This is a genomic window from Kyrpidia tusciae DSM 2912, from assembly GCF_000092905.1.
In the GTDB taxonomy this organism is placed as follows: Bacteria; Bacillota; Bacilli; order Kyrpidiales; family Kyrpidiaceae; genus Kyrpidia; species Kyrpidia tusciae.
This window is the reverse complement of the sequence record NC_014098.1, coordinates 2,248,401-2,264,104: the sequence shown is the minus strand read 5'-3', so window position 1 is coordinate 2,264,104 and position 15,704 is coordinate 2,248,401. Positions and strand designations below refer to the sequence as shown.

General features: G+C 57.1%; 14 protein-coding genes. 10 read left to right on the top strand and 4 right to left on the bottom strand.

All coding sequences use genetic code 11. The features are described from left to right. From BTUS_RS11260 to BTUS_RS11220, 10 genes are all read left to right on the top strand, one after another. A complete protein-coding gene (locus tag BTUS_RS11260; protein WP_013076200.1) occupies nucleotides 1–624 on the top strand; it encodes a hypothetical protein in 624 nt (207 codons plus the stop codon). Then, nucleotides 605–2,914, top strand: coding sequence for a TIGR03986 family type III CRISPR-associated RAMP protein (locus BTUS_RS11255; RefSeq protein ID WP_013076199.1), 2,310 nt, complete (start codon nucleotides 605–607; stop codon nucleotides 2,912–2,914). Before BTUS_RS11260 ends, BTUS_RS11255 begins: the two co-directional genes overlap by 20 nt. A 342-nt stretch (nucleotides 2,915–3,256) precedes the next feature. Next, entirely contained in the window at nucleotides 3,257–5,479 is a 2,223-nt protein-coding gene (locus BTUS_RS11250; RefSeq protein WP_013076197.1) for an ATP-dependent helicase, read from the top strand. Between the two features lie 188 nt (nucleotides 5,480–5,667). Further along, a complete protein-coding gene (locus tag BTUS_RS11245; RefSeq protein WP_041304187.1) occupies nucleotides 5,668–6,042 on the top strand; it encodes a hypothetical protein in 375 nt (124 codons plus the stop codon). 261 nt (nucleotides 6,043–6,303) lie between these two features. Beyond that, nucleotides 6,304–7,470 (top strand): XRE family transcriptional regulator, encoded by a 1,167-nt coding sequence (locus tag BTUS_RS11240; RefSeq protein WP_013076196.1) that lies wholly within the window; start codon nucleotides 6,304–6,306, stop codon nucleotides 7,468–7,470. A gap of 28 nt (nucleotides 7,471–7,498) precedes the next feature. Continuing rightward, nucleotides 7,499–7,954, top strand: a complete 456-nt coding sequence (locus BTUS_RS11235; protein ID WP_245543411.1) for a DUF4411 family protein — start codon at nucleotides 7,499–7,501, stop codon at nucleotides 7,952–7,954. Between the two features lie 232 nt (nucleotides 7,955–8,186). After that, entirely contained in the window at nucleotides 8,187–8,342 is a 156-nt protein-coding gene (locus tag BTUS_RS18475; protein WP_169307974.1) for a hypothetical protein, read from the top strand. A 118-nt stretch (nucleotides 8,343–8,460) separates the two neighbouring features. Continuing rightward, complete coding sequence (locus tag BTUS_RS11230) at nucleotides 8,461–8,955, top strand: BREX protein BrxB domain-containing protein (RefSeq protein WP_041304185.1); 495 nt, start codon at nucleotides 8,461–8,463, stop codon at nucleotides 8,953–8,955. Nucleotides 8,956–9,082: 127 nt separating this feature from the next. Beyond that, a complete protein-coding gene (locus tag BTUS_RS11225) occupies nucleotides 9,083–9,478 on the top strand; it encodes a hypothetical protein (RefSeq protein WP_041304183.1) in 396 nt (131 codons plus the stop codon). Next, entirely contained in the window at nucleotides 9,471–9,689 is a 219-nt protein-coding gene (locus tag BTUS_RS11220) for a hypothetical protein (protein ID WP_041304180.1), read from the top strand. The genes BTUS_RS11225 and BTUS_RS11220 overlap by 8 nt, the downstream gene beginning before the upstream one ends. 68 nt (nucleotides 9,690–9,757) lie before the next feature. Here the strand turns inward: BTUS_RS11220 and cydC are convergent, their stop codons facing one another. From cydC to BTUS_RS11200, 4 genes are read right to left on the bottom strand one after another with little or no spacing between them, the layout of a single operon-like run. After that, a complete protein-coding gene (gene cydC, locus BTUS_RS11215; RefSeq protein WP_013076194.1) occupies nucleotides 9,758–11,521 on the bottom strand; it encodes a thiol reductant ABC exporter subunit CydC in 1,764 nt (587 codons plus the stop codon). Further along, complete coding sequence (gene cydD / locus BTUS_RS11210) at nucleotides 11,521–13,245, bottom strand: thiol reductant ABC exporter subunit CydD (protein ID WP_013076193.1); 1,725 nt, start codon at nucleotides 13,243–13,245, stop codon at nucleotides 11,521–11,523. The genes cydC and cydD overlap by 1 nt, the downstream gene beginning before the upstream one ends. Beyond that, complete coding sequence (gene cydB, locus BTUS_RS11205) at nucleotides 13,245–14,261, bottom strand: cytochrome d ubiquinol oxidase subunit II (protein ID WP_013076192.1); 1,017 nt, start codon at nucleotides 14,259–14,261, stop codon at nucleotides 13,245–13,247. Before cydB ends, cydD begins: the two co-directional genes overlap by 1 nt. After that, entirely contained in the window at nucleotides 14,245–15,645 is a 1,401-nt protein-coding gene (locus tag BTUS_RS11200) for a cytochrome ubiquinol oxidase subunit I (RefSeq protein ID WP_013076191.1), read from the bottom strand. Before BTUS_RS11200 ends, cydB begins: the two co-directional genes overlap by 17 nt. Nucleotides 15,646–15,704: the final 59 nt, after the last annotated feature.

Sequence of the window (15,704 nt, the reverse complement as noted above, 5' to 3'; positions counted from 1 at the left end):
GTGAAGGGATTGTCACGGGACCATTTTTTTAATGAAATTGTTGAACGGGTGCAGCGGAGCCGATGCGGGCCCAACGATGTGACGATTCTGGGGGGAATGTGCGGGTCCGGTGATCTCGAAGCGTTCTTTGGAGCTTGGCGATTTGCCGATATGCCCTATCGGATCTGGGAATGGACCGAAGCGATCGTGTTTGCGAAGGACGCGCCGTTGAAGGATGCGGCCCTCCTGGAACGCGGGCGTCTGTTTGGTGGCGGGGGCGATCTGATGGTTCGCCGCCATGGCGAGACGTTTCAATGGCGGTTTGTGGGACCTCCCGGTGTTCGGATTCTCGATGGGGCGGCGTTTGGAATGGGAGAAGTGGAGGACTATTGGGCCAGTCATACCGGTGTGGTGTTTCACCAATATGAGGAAACAGCCTTGCTGTGGGGCGTGTGGGACGGAGAGCGCTGGAAGGAAAGTCGGGTTGGAGGGGCGGCATTGGACTACCCTGTGGACCATCCGATGAAAGGCCGGCGAGTCCAATTGCATTACAGGGTGTTCAGTAGGTCGGGGCAGGTGGAGTTCGTGTGGTATACCGGGCTGAGTGAATGGAGGGGGAGCGACAATGGCGAAAGGGAGAATTAAGAAGCTCTTTTCTGAGAAACAATATGGCTTTATTCAGCCGGACCAGGGCAGGGAGGATGTTTACTTTCATGTCTCGTGGATCAAAGGGTTCACGCCCCGGGAAGGACTGCGGGTGGAGTTCGACGTAGAGCGCGGGGAGAAAGGTCCGCGTGCACGGAATGTAAGAATAGCCGAGAAGTACCGTTTTCTCAACCCGTACAACTTTGTACGGAACCTGATGAAAGCACGTCCGGCGGAGCATGTGTTGGGGAATTGTCTTCCTCCACCCCATGACCGTTATGTGGGCCTGACCGGCCGGCTCACGTGCGAATTGAAGACGGTCACTCCGCTGTTTATCTCCGATTCCCACGCTGTGAGGACGGATGCCAAGGGGGAAAATAACCCTCATAAAATCTACCGCTTTTTTCAATGTGACGGGGAACCCGTTTTGCCGGGCAGCAGTTTGCGGGGCATGATCCGTTCCGTATTTGAGACGATTACCAACTCGTGCTTGGGTGCGTTCGAAAAGGACGGGCGTCCTCTCGAGCATCGCGTGTCCAGGGCTCCGGATATGACCCCGGCCAGGGTTGTCGCGATCAAAGAAAACGAAGTGATTTTGGAGGAGTTGAACTGTCTGATCAATCCCCCTCCTCAAATGGGTCGCACCAAGGTCATGTCTCCGGCGGGCGTGGTTTCGGATGCGTACCCTCCGAGGGTGTTTGATTCAGAGAGGAAAACGCCGTATGACCCCGCGCGCAGCCAATTGCCGCCGGGTGTTTGCGACGGGATGCGGGTCGCGGCGCTGATCTCTGTTCCCAAACAGAATCTATCGGGGCCAAATGCGGGGAGAGGAACTCGCCCTATTCCCGCCTATCGGGCCATCCGGGTTGTGCCGGTGGATCAGTACGAATTGTTGACCGAGACGGAGGATTGCAGGAAAGTTTTCGGATGGTTGCACATCACTGGCCCCAATATTGAGAACAAACACAGTGAACGTCTCTTTTTTCGGTGGGACGATCAGAGCCCCGATCCGCCGACGTTGGATCAAATCCCCTCTTCGTATGTAAGGAGATTTGGCAAAGAAGTGATGGACGAATACAACGACCATTTAAAAGGATACTGGGAGCGTTTGCAAGGGATCGTTGAAAAACTGGGAGAGCGGCGGTGGCCCGACAGCACGGAAGGGTTGCCTCAGCCCAGTACCTTTGTAGAAAAGGATCGGAGCCTTCGAGACGGCGATCTGGTGTACATCGTGGAATCGAAAGACCCCTTGAAAACCTGGCTGCGTCCGGTCAGCATGCCCCGGATTCGCTACAGCGATACCCGGGAAAGTTTGTTGCCGGAGCACCTTCAGCACTGCGAGAGTGTCAGCGAACTTTGTCCTGCCTGCCGCGTCTTCGGTTGGGTCGCCGGGAAGCGGGAGGAAGGGCATCAAACGGATCCCGATGAGGCGGTCGCCTATGCCGGAAGAATTTGGTTTTCCCATGGGGAGAGGATTCAAGAGGGGCGGGAGTTGCCGGAGACCACTCTGGGGATTCTGTCGACCCCCAAGCCCACCGTCACGCCATTCTATTTGCTCGATGCCCAGGGCCGCCCCGATCCGATGGTGACCTATGACACCCAAGGGGCGCGACTGCGTGGACGCAAGTTCTACCGTCATCATGGGCGGGCCAATCCCGCGGAATATCAGGGCCATAGCAAAAGTGACCAGAACCGCACCATCCGGAAGGCTCTGGAACCCGGGGCTGTGTTCCAGTTCACCGTAGAATTTGAAAATTTGGCGGGACTTGAGCTGGGGGCACTGCTTTACTCCCTGGAGTTGGAGGAAGGGATGGTTCACCGGCTGGGATATGCAAAGCCGTTTGGTTTTGGTTCGGTGAAGATCTCGGTGAAGGGGATAGAAATCATGAATTGGGGGGAGAGGCTCCAGTCACTGGATCGGGATGCGGGCCTTCAGAAGATAGAAGACACCCAATTTAAACAGACATATAAACAGAAATACCGGGAGGAGATGTGCCGGCTATATGGACAATCCTTTGAGGAGATGATGACCGACCTGAAAGCGTTGCTCAAAGATCCGCCTGATTTGCCTATTCATTATCCGCGTCCAACCAGAGTGCCGGACCCCAACAACCATCCACAGTTCGAATGGTTTGTGGGGAACAACAGGCGCCGACATCAGCGGGAAACGTGTTTAAGAAGCCATGGACAACAGTCAAAGAGAGGGTTGCTTCCTGATCCGGTCGCCCTCGATCTTGCCTGTGATGACCACGGTCTACCCTTGATTGATAAGAGAGGGAACGATGGTTAGCCCCTGGAACTTGGAGGGATGAGAGAGTCTCATAAATCGTTGAGGAAGGGGGCTAGGCCCCCTTTTTTGTGCGCCCGGCATGGGCGTTGCCTGCTGGCCGCCCTGAAGCGGGTGGAGCAGAACAAGGGTGCCCCCGGCAAGGATGGATACCGCGCGATCAATGGTTTACCGTACCGGGCCGCGATCATCGCGGATCTTCATAACAAGTTCCTTCCTGAACCCAGTCCCCGGACTTGATGGTCCGCGCTGCTGGCAGGGGGGCTGTTCACCGACATCCGAATGGTATAATGAGAGACAAACGAACGGATTGCAGGACTTGGTTGATGAGAGGGATTGTCGTTCATGACCAGCGCGGGTGATTTTTTTATACGCAAGGAACGGGAGCTCGGGATCAGGCTAAACCGGGTGCAGAAACAGGCGGTGCTCTATACCGAAGGGCCATTGTTGCTGTTGGCTTCCCCGGGATCGGGCAAAACGACGACGATCGTGATGCGCATCGGCTACCTCGTTGAAGAGAAAGGGGTTGAACCGTCGCGCATCAAGGCCCTGACCTTCAGCAGAGCGGCCGCGACGGATATGAAACAGCGGTTTCAACAATTCTTCCCCGGGCCAGCGGCCGGCGGCGTGGACTTCTCCACGATCCACAGTTTGGCATTCCAGGTTGTGCAGGAGCATTTCCGGCGAGCAGGAATCAAGTACAGGGTGATTGAAGGGGACGCCGGTGGGCAGGTAGCCTCCGGGTCTCATCCCGGGCTTCCGCACAAACGGCAAATCCTGCGGGAGTTGTACCGAAGGATCGTCGGTGAAAACCTGACCGAGGATCAGTTGGAGGAACTCACGACCTATATCACGTTTGTGAAGAACAAATTGGTTCCGGTGGAACGCTTGGCGCATGTCCACTGCGATGTGCCGGAGGCGCAACGCATCTTCAGGGAATATGAGGCGTTTAAACGTGCCGAGGCGGGCTGGCTGCTGATCGATTATGACGACATGCTCGTGATGGCCAATCGAATTTTGAAAAAAGACGAGGAGTTATTGAAGAAGTACCAGGCGCGGTACGATTATATCTTGACCGACGAGAGCCAGGATACTTCTTTGGTGCAGCACGCCATCATCGAAAAATTGGCCAGGGATCATGAGAATTTGTGTGTGGTCGCCGACGATGACCAAAGTATCTACGGTTGGCGTGCGGCGGAGCCGAAGTATTTGCTGGATTTTAAAAAAGTTTACCCCCGGGCCCTGATCCTGAAGATGGAACAAAACTATCGGTCGTCGAAAAATATTGTCCATGTGGCCAACCAGTTTATCAAACGGAACAAGAACCGTTATGACAAGAACATGTTTACGTTCAACCCCCCGCACCGGGATATCGTGATTCAGGACCTCGTCGATTACCGGCAACAGGCAAAGTATGTTGTAGAGCAGATTTCACAGTTGGAGAATCCGCACGAGGCCGCGGTCCTGTACCGGAACCGCTCATCGTCCATCCCATTGGTCAATGAGTTGGATCGCAGAGGCATTCCCTTCTGCATCAAAGACGCCGACAACGGTTTCTTTTCCCACTGGGTGGTGCAGGACATCCTCAATTTCATGCGAATGGCCTATACCGATAAACGGCCCGATCTCCTGGAAAAGATCTATCCAAAGCTGAATGGCTACATCACGAAGCAGCAGATGGCGGCGCTCAAAGAAATTCACAATCACGAGTCGGTTTTTGATAATTTGGTGCGCATTGTGGGTGTCAAGGATTATCAGATCGGTCCACTGCAGACCTGTAAGAAGATGTTTGCTGAAATGAAGGGCCTGACCCCGGTCGAAGCGATTGCCGTCATTCGGCGGGACCTCGGGTACGAGCACACCTTGATGAACATGAGTGAACGTCTGGGGTTTCGTAAAGAACATTTGATCGGTATCGTAAACACATTGGAGGAGATCGCTGACGGTTTAGGGAGTCTCGAGGAGTTTGCCAATCGATTACAACATTTAGAAAACACCATGAAGGCGTCCAGCCGAAGGATGGATGCCCATGCAGTGACTCTTTCCACGCTCCACAGTGCCAAAGGTTTGGAGTTTGATCGGGTCTACATCATCGATCTCATCGAAGGTGTTCTGCCGTCCAACGATGACATTCAAAGGTTGCGGAATAAGGACTCAGCAGCTATGGAGGAGGCGGCGCGCCTTTTTTACGTGGGAATGACCCGGGCAAAAACGCACCTGGAGTTGGTGACTTATCGAAATAAGGACGGCGGCAAGGTCAAGGAATCCCGCTTTGTCACCCATGTCCGGAGGATTCAAGCTCCACCGAAATCGGTGGCAAAAAATCATCGGGCAGCTCCGTCACGGCACGGCGTTGAGCAGCCCGACAGATCGACAATCCCGGTGAGTCCCCGTGCGATTCGAACCGCGAACGGGCTCACGGCCGGGAAAAGCGTTCGACATCCGGTCTTCGGCCGGGGACGAATCGTGAAAGTTGAGGGTGAAATCGTTGAGATTGTTTTTAACGGAAGGCCCAAAAAACTTTCCCTCCCACTTTGTTTGGAGAAGGGACTGTTGGAACCGGTGTAACCGGTATGCCTCGACAATGCGGCTGAAGGGGGCGGCGCACCCCCGTTCGCTCGTTTAAACTCGGTGGTGCAGGCATTCCTCGGCCGGCACCTCCAAAGAATATTCCTCATGAGGTGAAGAGCAGATATCTTGAGTTCTGAACGTCAACGGGACGGGCCGCCGAGAAACTTTGACATTGTGGAAAAAATTTGCTCGATGCCCAGGGCCGCTCCGATCCGCTGGTGACCTATGACACCGAAGGGGCGCGACTGCGTGGACGCAAGTTCTATCGTCATCATGGGCGGGCCAATCCCGCGGAATATCAGGGCCATAGCAAAAGTGACCAGAACCGCACCATCCGGAAGGCTCTGGAACCCGGGGCTGTGTTTCAGTTTACCGTAGAATTTGAAAACTTGGCGGAACTTGAGCTGGGGACACTGCTTTACTCCGTGGAGTTGGAGGAAGGGATGGTTCACCGGCTGGGATATGCAAAGCCGTTTGGTTTTGGTTCGGTGAAGATCTCGGTGAAGGGGAACAGGCGCCGACATCAGCGGGAAACGTGTTTAAGAAGCCATGGACAATAGTCAAAGAGAGGGTTGCTTCCTGATCCGGTTGCCCTCGATCTTGCCTGTGATGATCACGGTCTACCCTTGATTGATAAGAGAGGGAACGATGGTTAGCCCCTGGAACTTGGAGGGATGAGAGAGTCTCATAAGGTGCAAATCATCCAATGGCAGAGTCTCGAGTTCAGTAATGGGAGGTGCGTATCCCCGTTTTGCAAGGTCACCTCCTTGCTGTACAATGGGTTCAGTCGTTCAAGCATACTCCCAGAAGGGGGGTTCTATTTGGCAACGGGTCCGAAAATGCGCATCAATCCCAGCATGTTAGTGTGGGCGCGTCAGGATTGTGGGTATTCTTTGGAGGAAGCGGCAAGGAAGATTCGGGTCAAACCGGAAGTCTTGAAGAGTTGGGAAACCGGCTGGGACAGCCCGACGTTGAGACAGTTGCGAGCCTTGGGGAAAACTTACCGGCGTCCTGCAGCCTTGTTCTACCTTGATACTCCTCCGGATGACCGTCCCGCTATCGCTGATTTCAGGACAGTCCACAGGGCTGAGCCTGACCTTTCGCCGGAACTTGGATTTGAGATTCGAAAAGCGTATGATCGTCGGCGGATCGCTTGCGAACTGATGAACGACATGGGTGAGGAGATCCCCGATTTTGACCTCAATGCTGTCCTTTCGGAGTCAGCTCAAGAGGTTGCGCACCGTATAAGAATGAGACTCGGGATTTCTGTGGAAGCGCAGTTTGCTTGGCCCGACCAATATGAAGCCTTACGCTCGTGGATTTCGGCCGTAGAAAAATCGGGAGTTCTGGTTTTTCAGTCCACAGATATCCCTTTGGCCCAGATGAGGGGATTCTCTATTTCCAAACGACCCTTGCCAGTGATCACGTTGAACGGCAAGGATTCTCCAAGGGGAAGGATATTTACTCTGCTGCACGAGTTCGTTCATCTCACCCTGGATGACAGTGGAATTTGTGACCTGAGAGACCAAGATCCCGGTAGCCGGAATGACCTGGAAACCTTTTGTAACTATATTGCCGCAGAAGTCCTCGTACCTCGGGAAGCACTTCTGGCCCAACCTCTTGTTCAACAGCATCGGGGCAAGCGCTGGGATGATTCTGACCTTTCCCGGTTGGCGAATCGATTCAAGGTCAGTCAGGAGGTCATGCTGCTCCGCCTCTTGCTTTTTGGCTTAGCGGATCAGGAATTTTATCAAGAAAAGCGCTTGGAGTATCGAAGAATATATGCGCAACATCTTCAGGAATCTTCAAAAGAAGGGTATGAACCGTACTACAGGCGTGTGCTCCGAGCGAACGGCCGAGCCTATACGGGCATTGTTCTTGACGCTTTTTACCAGAAAATCATTGGTCCCATAGAGCTGTCGAATTATTTGGGGGGGATAAAATTCGACCATATGAATTCAATAGAAAAAGCGTTATTAGGAACGTAACGCCGGGGGTCTGCTCAACGTGTACTATATGGATACGAGCTCTCTTATTACAGCGTGGCGTGAACAATATCCCCCGGATGTGTTCCCTTCTTTATGGGTCAATTTGGACCGTTTGATTCGAGAGACAAGGCTCGTTTCACCTATTGATGTATTTTATGAATTGGAGAAGGGTGGAGACGCGTTATTTCGCTGGGTTAAAGAGCGTCGGGGAATGTTTATAGAGCCTGACAACGAGATACAGAACATAGTAAGACACTTAGTGAATAAATTCCCGCAAATAATTCCACAATTCAGCCATACTGGAGTATGGGCTGACCCGTGGGTGGTGGCACTGGCTAAAGTAAACGGGGCAATTGTGGTTACCGAGGAGAAACAGGCATCCTCCAATGCGACGCGAATCAAAATCCCGAACATGTGCATTGATCTTGGTGTGGAACATATAAACTTTTTAGAATTGATTAGAAGGGAATCATGGAACTTTTAACTGGTGAATTTCAATTTTATCGTATATTCATAGTGAGAGAAATCGGGCAACCAATGGATCGGGCTATTCATTACCCCGTTAGTTCTGTAGTTCTTATGTAATCGAGACCTCCCTTCGGCCGCGCATTCTACGCGGAATTTTTTTGCCCTTCGTGAGGGCTCTTTTTATAGTTTGATTCATTGTGGACTTGTTCACAAACTGTGATATTCTGAAAGAAAAGGGTTCACATTTTGTGACCGTGGTGATCGGTTTGGATGGATGGACGAACCAGGGATATACGCTCAGCTTTCTCTCGGAACGGCCGCTGCGCCATGAGATGGAGATTGCCCTGCGGCTGTTGGCCTCCGGGCTGACGGGTCTTCCGTCTGGTCCATTCAGCCGCTGGTGATCGGTGAAGACTTGGCGCGATACATCCGGCATACCCCGGATTACCCATATTTTCCGCGATTCATGTTGGCGCTCTGAGTGATGAGCAATCGTGTGCGTCGCGACGGAGAGGTGTCCCCATGCAGCCGAGTTTACAGAAGAAGATGGATGCTCTGGAGCAGATGATGGACGATGAAGGCTTCCTTCGGGGGGAAGGGCAGGGCAATGAGTTGTCCTATTATGTATTTGATTACGATCCCAAAGATGAATGGGTGGTCCGGCGCTTTGTGAACCGCCTGGTGAGGCAGTCTTCCCGGCGGATTGTGAACGTCAACCTGTACCAAGCCGTCCTCTCCCTGTTCGAGGACGAGGTGGGGCTGGACACGCTCTTCGAGATCGAGGCGACCGAGGGAACGGCGAGGCTGCAGCGGGCGATGATGCCGGTGCTCGATTCGGACCGCCTCGTTCGATCCGTGGCCGCGGCGGCCGAGGGGGCGGAGGCCCTGCTTCTGACCGGTGTCGGGAGCCTGTATCCCCTGCTGCGTTCCCACGGCGTCCTGAATCGCCTGCATGAATGGGTGACGGATGTTCCCGTCGTGCTTTTTTCCCCGGCACGTACAACGGAAGCCAGTTGAAACTCTTTAATTTACTCATGGATGACAACTATTACCGCGCCTTTCGATCGGGGTCTGGATCTCCGGCTTTTTCGGTTCAGGAAAATCCCATTTCCTTAAAATCGTTTCCTACCTGCTCGGCCAAAGAGTGGCCAACGGCAAAACGGCCGTCGAGTATTTTCGCGAAAAGAATCTGGAGCCCGAGTTGATGGGGCTCATCGAGGAGGCCGGACGCCGGCGGGCGGACACGCTGCTCCTGATCGACCGCCTCGACGCGGTGCGACGGGATTTGGAAACCACCGTGCGCGCCTCCCTCAAGAAGCTGGTGCTGTACCATCTGGTAGCGCAAAACGCGGACGGGACATATACCTTCCTGAGCGATGAGGAACAGGAGATCAACCGGGAAATTTCGCCCATTCGCATCGACCCTGTGCAGGTGGCGGAGAAACTCGGGCGGATCTTCTTTGAAGACATCTGCCCCCGCAAGTACCGGGCCGATCACGGCAGGGACTTCGACTTTAACAAAGGCGCGGCTTGTGCCTGACGGTTCGCCGGACACGAGGGTCATACCCGCGGATGACGCCGACCGGTGGGAGAGGGAAGAGCGACTGGCCGGGAGAACCCTGGTGAAGGTCATGGATGCGTTTGGGTTGGCAGACTTCTATAGTGAGACGGAGGATGGGGAGGCACGGTTTTTCCGGATCGTGGGGGGAAGGCGGGTGGAGGTCAACTCGGGTCTCGGACCGATCGACTGATCGGGACGGCCATGGCGGATCCACGGCCGTCCCTCACCGCGGCGTCAAGACGCTTCCACTCGGTTCGTTCAATGCCGGGGAGCCGCGACAAAGGGATGGTCGAGCGCAAACCAGGCCCGGTACCGGGGGTTGCGCTCGAGGAGCTCCGCATGGGTACCCGCATCGGTGATGCGTCCTTCGTCTATCAGGAGAATCTCGTCCATCCGCTCCATGCCGACGAGACGGTGGGTGATCAACACCAAGGATTTGCCCTCGGTGGCGGCAAGAATGGTGGTGAGCAGCCGGCGTTCGGTCAAGGGGTCGAGACCCGCGGTCGGCTCGTCCAAGATGATCCAGGGCGTGTCTTTCAGGAGAATCCGCGCCAGGGCGATGCGCCGGCGCTCGCCGCCGGAAAGCCGGTCGCCGGATTCGTACAGGCGGGTGGCATACCCCGCGGGAAGAGACAGAATCCGGGTTTCGATCTGTGCGAGCCGCGCCGCCCTCCGCACCTCGTCCGGGCCGGCGTCCGGCCGGCCGATCCGGATGTTCTCCAAGACCGTCGTATCGAAAATGTGCGGATTCTGGTTCAGCACGGACAGGACCTCCGTCATCCGGTCGCCCCACTCATGGGCGGGTCGTCCATTCACCAGGACCGACCCTGTCTCCGGCGGGAACACCCCTTGGAGCAAGTGTGCCATCGTGGATTTCCCCGAACCGCTTTTTCCGAGAATAGCGATTTTTTTGCCTTGAGGGATCGTGAGCGAGATATCCTTCACCGCCCACTCGGTCGTGCCCGGGTAACGAAACGAGACGTGGTCCATCACGACCTCCACCGTGGAAACATCGACCGGGCTCGGGCCGTCGTGTCGGGGGTCTTGTTCCGGACGATCGGCGCGTCCCCAAGTATGCTCCATGTCCGCCAGACGGCGCAAGGATTCCCGGTGGGCGGGAATGGCTTCCATGGCCGGGGAAAGGGGCGCGAAAGCGTCCGCCAAGGAAAGGGTCGCCAGCACGAAGGCGGCGAAATAAACGGCGGGGATGCCCGGATGCCAAGCGGGGTTACCCGACCACAAGATCACCAGGCCGACGGTCAAAGCGATCACCAGCTGAACGGCGATGTCCCGCAGCAGACCCGCCGTGTTCATCCGGCGTTCCAGGTCTATTTTTTTCTTTTGCAAGGAGGAGAACACGGCCAGATAATCGTCCTGCCGCCCGGCCGCCACCAGATCCCCCATTCCGGACAGGGCGTCGGCCAACGTCCGGTACATCCGCCGCACCCAGCGTTGCATGTGCCTGGATGGGCGCCGCAGCGCGCCGTAAGACAGAAGAGGAAAAACAAACCAGAGAACGAAGATCGCCGGGCCGATCATCCAGGCCAGTGGTCCCGAGACCATGCCCGCGGCGACCACCGCCCCGGCGTAGAGCAGGGAGGCCGCCGCGGCGGGAATGACCGTCCGCACGTACAGGTCCTGCAGGTGCTCCATATCACCGGCCATCATACCCAGCGCTTCTCCGGCGTTGTACCGGGTGTGGAACCGAAGGGCATGGGGCTCGATGATGCGATAAAACCGGCTTCGCATCTTCGCCAGGATCGACAGTGCAAGGTCATGGGCGACCAGCCGCTCCACATAGCGCAAGACCGCCCGGGAAATGCCGAACGCACGGACCGCGACGATGGGCACATACAGGAGCAAAATCGATTCGGGCCGCAACGCGGCGCTGGAGATCAGGTACCCGGAGGTGAACATCAAACCCACGGACGAACCGAGTCCGAGCGCCCCGAGAACCGAGGCGAGCAGCAGATGCCGCCGGTACGCTTTGACGTATGTGAAGAACCAATCCCGCCTTTTCATCACACGGCCTCCGTTTGCGCTGCGACCAGCCGGGCGAATAGTCCGCCGGACCGCAGGAGAGAAGAGGGAGTCCCCCGTTCGATCAGCCGCCCCGCGTCGAGCACGAAGATTTCATCCATATGCGCCGTCCAATGCAGCCGGTGGGTGGCCAGGAACACGAGCCTGCCTTGGAAAAGCTCCAGCATTGGGCCCTTCAATTCCCATTCCGTTTCCACATCCAGATGCTCGGTGGGCTCATCCAACAAAAGAATCGGTTTATCCGCCAAAAAAGCCCGGGCGAGAGCCAGTCGCTGGGCTTCCCCTCCGCTCAGCCCCCGGCCGCCGCCGCCGATTTTTTGCCGGATGCCCCGGGGGAAGCGCCGGATCAGGGCGTCCAGTTGCGCCCGCTCGACCGCCGCCCACAACTCCTCCCGAGTGGCCCCGGGATTGGCGATGAGGAGGTTCTCCTCGACGGTTCCGCTGAAAATGTACGGGGTCTGAGAAAGATACGTGATTTGCCGCCGCCAGGCCGGGCTTTGCAAGGTGCGGACCCGGGTCCCGGCCCATTCGATGTCTCCTTCGGACACGGGCACAAACCCCGCCAGGACATCGATCAGGGTGGATTTTCCCGACCCGCTCGGGCCGACAATGCCGATGGCGGTGGGCCCCCGGACCGAAAAGGATACGTCGATCAAAGACCCCTCGCCGTGGTCTTCGGGCCGGACGGTGACGTGGTGAAACGAGAGCACGGCCTCCCGGGACCAGGGAGCGAGCTCGACTTCTTCGGGCACGCGCTCCACGGGCGTGTGCAGGAGCGCCTGAATGTTTGCCAGGGCGGTGCGCCCGTTCAGCGTGGCGTGATAATCGGCCCCCAATTCCCGAATGGGGAGAAAATACTCCGGCACAAGAATCAGGACGGTCAGGGCGGTCTCCAGCGGGACGTCGCCCCGAACCATCCGCAGGCCCAGCCCGACCGCCACCATGGCGACGGAAAGCATGGAGAAGAATTCCAGGGCGAAAGAAGAGAGAAAGGCCACGCGCAGGCTCCGGTTGGTCGCCTTTCGGTATTGCTCATTGACCCGGTCGATCGTTACTCCCTGTTGACGGCTGCGGCCCAGATGCTTGAGCGTGACGAGCCCCCGCAGGACGTCCAGGAAATGATCCGCCAGGCGGCGATACGCTTTCCATTGCCGGTCCACCCGGGCCTGGGCGGCTTTTCCCAACAAAATCATGAACACCACGATGAGCGGTGTGACGGCGAGCACAATCGAAGCCGAAAGGCCGTCTCGGAGAAACAGGTAGACCAAGACGCACCCGGGGATGACGGCGGAACCGGCGAGCTTGGGCAGGTAGATCCCCACGTACCGGCTCACGTGGTCGACCCCTTCCACCGTTTGTGCGACCCACGTGCCGGTGCCGTCCTTGCGCACCCACCCGGGGCCCAGAGCCAATAACCGGCGGATGATGTTGATCCGCAGCGCCTGTTCCGCATTCTTGGCGAAGCGAAAGCCCAAGGCCTGTCTGCCGGCCGCCGCGAGCGTCCTTGCGGCGAACGCGGCGAGAAACCCCGCCGCCCAAGGCCACACCTCCGCCGACCCCGCACCGGCGAACAGCAAAACCACCGTTTGAGCCAGCCAGTGGGCCTGAAGGAGAATGGAAATGCCCTGGATCAGGACCAGCACTCCGCCGCCGATCATCGTCGCCCGGGCCCCGGGCCAAGACAGGATATCCCGCAGTTCTCGCATCAGTAATCGAGATGCTCCTCTTCGTGAACTCGTTTGCGGAAGATGTAATAACTCCAGCCCTGGTACGCCAGGACGAACGGGAGCAGAGCCAGGGCGACAAGGGTCATCACATACAGTGAATACGGGTTGGACGCCGCATTGTAGATCGTCAGATCATAGGCCGGGTGGATGGAGCTGATCATCACCCGCGGGAACAGGCCGATGAACACCGTCGCCACCGAGAGAATGATGACCAATCCCGTCATGACGAAAGCCCAGCCGTCTCGTTTGGCTTCGATAAAAAACCGGACGGACACCAGCGCGAGGCCGGCCATCACCGGAATGGCGCCCGGATCGATCCCGCGTCGCAGGAAAATGTCCGTTTTCAGGTATGTCATGGCCACGAAGAACAGCAGCACCACGGTGGCCAAAGCTCCCGCCTGCAGAGCGACGCGCCTGGCCCGGTCCCGCAGTTCGCCCTCGGTGCGCAGGGTGATGAACACCAGGCCGTGCAGCACACACATGATGAAGACCGCCGCGCCTCCCACCAGCGCATAGGGATTGAGCAGGTCCCGGATCCCGCCCACGAATTCCATGTGTCCGTCGATGGGAACCCCCTGGATCAGGTCGGCCAGAGCGATACCCCATAAAAACGGGGGGAGCCCGCTGCCGGCAAAGATGGCCCAATCCCAGGTCTTTCTCCACCGGGGGTCTTCCACCTTGCTGCGAAATTCAAAAGCGACACCCCGGACGATCAAGGCGAGCAGCATGAGGGCCAGCCCAGCGTAGAATCCGCTGAACAGCGTGGCGTACCAGTGGGGGAACGCGGCGAACATGGCGCCCGCCGCAGTGATGAGCCAAACCTCGTTGGCATCCCAAAACGGGCCGATGGTGTTGATCAGCACCCGGCGTTCCCTGTCCGTTTTGCCGAGAAAAGGCGTGACGATGCCCACGCCGAAATCGAACCCTTCGAGGAAGAAAAAGCCGATAAAAAGAACGGCGATCAGGATGAACCACAGTTCATTGAGCCACGGCACCGGTCTTCACCTCCGAAAAGGGATCTGTTTCCGGCACATCCGGAGCCGGTTCATCGGGACCCCGGCGGATGGTCCGGACGAACAGAAAGATATCCACCGCCGCGAGGATTCCATACATGGCCGTGAAACTGATGAGGGTGAACAAGATCTCCCCCGGGCTCACGGCCGGCGACACCGAGTCGACCGTTTTCAGAAAACCGAACACAGTCCACGGCTGTCTCCCCACCTCCGTCATGACCCAGCCGCTGATATTGGCCACAAACGGCAACCCCGCGGCCGGGACCATCAGTTGCAGATAACGGCGGCTGTTCGCAAGTTTCCTTTTGGCGACGAGGTAACTCCCGTACAGGCCCAGGAGGATCATCAGGGTACCCGCGAGCACCATGATTCGAAAACTCCAGAACGTGAGCTGCACCGGAGGGACGTAGTTGCCGGGCCCGTACTGCTGAACATATTGTTGCTGTAACTGGTTGATTCCTTCCACTTGGCCGTCAATCCGGTTATAGGCCAGAATGCTGAGCAGGTGGGGAACCTGCACTTCCATCGTGTTCCGGCCGGTCTTTTCATCGATGAGCGCGAACACCGTCCAGGGCGCCGATTCCGGACTCGTATTCCAAAGGGCTTCGGATGCGGCCATTTTCATGGGTTGCGCCTGCACAAGATGTTGCGCTTGTTCGTGGCCGACCAAGGCGACCAGAATGCTGGACACCATGGCCACCGGAATGGCGATTTGAAAAGAGCGCCGGAACAGATCGACATGCCGTTGCCTTAAAATTTGCCAGGCGCTCACCCCCGCGATGAAAAAGGCTCCGGTGGCGAACGCCCCGAGGACCGTGTGCGGGAACTCCACCCAGAGCTGCGGGTTGGTCAGGAGTCCGAGAAAATCGGACATCTCCGCGCGTCCGTTGCGAAGGGTGAACCCGACGGGTTCCTGCATAAACGAGTTGGCCGTGAGGATCCAGAAGGCCGAGAGGACGGTCCCCGCCGCCACCAGCCAAATCGAGGCGAGATGGAGGCGTTTGGAAATGCGGTCCCGACCGAACAGCCAAAGCCCGATAAAAGTGGACTCCATGAAAAACGCCAAAAGTCCTTCGATCGCCAGCGGAGCGCCGAACACGTCCCCGACGAACCGGGAATAGGCCGACCAGTTCATGCCGAACTGAAACTCCTGCAGGATGCCGGTGACCACTCCCACCGCAAAGTTAATGAGGAAAAGCTTCCCCCAAAACTCGGCCATCTTTTTGTAAACGTCCCGGCCGGTGCGGACGTATATAGTTTCCATGACGGCGATGAGCAGGACCATGCCGATGGTCAGGGGGACGAACAGAAAGTGATAAATGGTCGTGATCGCGAACTGCCACCGTGCCAGTTCAACGGGGTTCAAGGACATCCCTCCAAATCTCTGTGGTCTTTGACACGTTCAGTATAGACCGGTGGGAGGTG

Bases quoted from the DNA above. Each gene is read 5' to 3' on its own strand.
- BTUS_RS11255 (WP_013076199.1), top strand. From the start codon at position 605: ATGGCGAAAGGGAGAATTAAGAAGCTCTTTTCTGAGAAACAATATGGC.
- BTUS_RS11250 (WP_013076197.1), top strand. From the start codon at position 3,257: ATGACCAGCGCGGGTGATTTTTTTATACGCAAGGAACGGGAGCTCGGG.
- BTUS_RS11235 (WP_245543411.1), top strand. From the start codon at position 7,499: ATGGATACGAGCTCTCTTATTACAGCGTGGCGTGAACAATATCCCCCG.
- BTUS_RS11230 (WP_041304185.1), top strand. From the start codon at position 8,461: ATGCAGCCGAGTTTACAGAAGAAGATGGATGCTCTGGAGCAGATGATG.
- cydC (WP_013076194.1), bottom strand. From the start codon at position 11,521: ATGAAAAGGCGGGATTGGTTCTTCACATACGTCAAAGCGTACCGGCGG.
- cydD (WP_013076193.1), bottom strand. From the start codon at position 13,245: ATGCGAGAACTGCGGGATATCCTGTCTTGGCCCGGGGCCCGGGCGACG.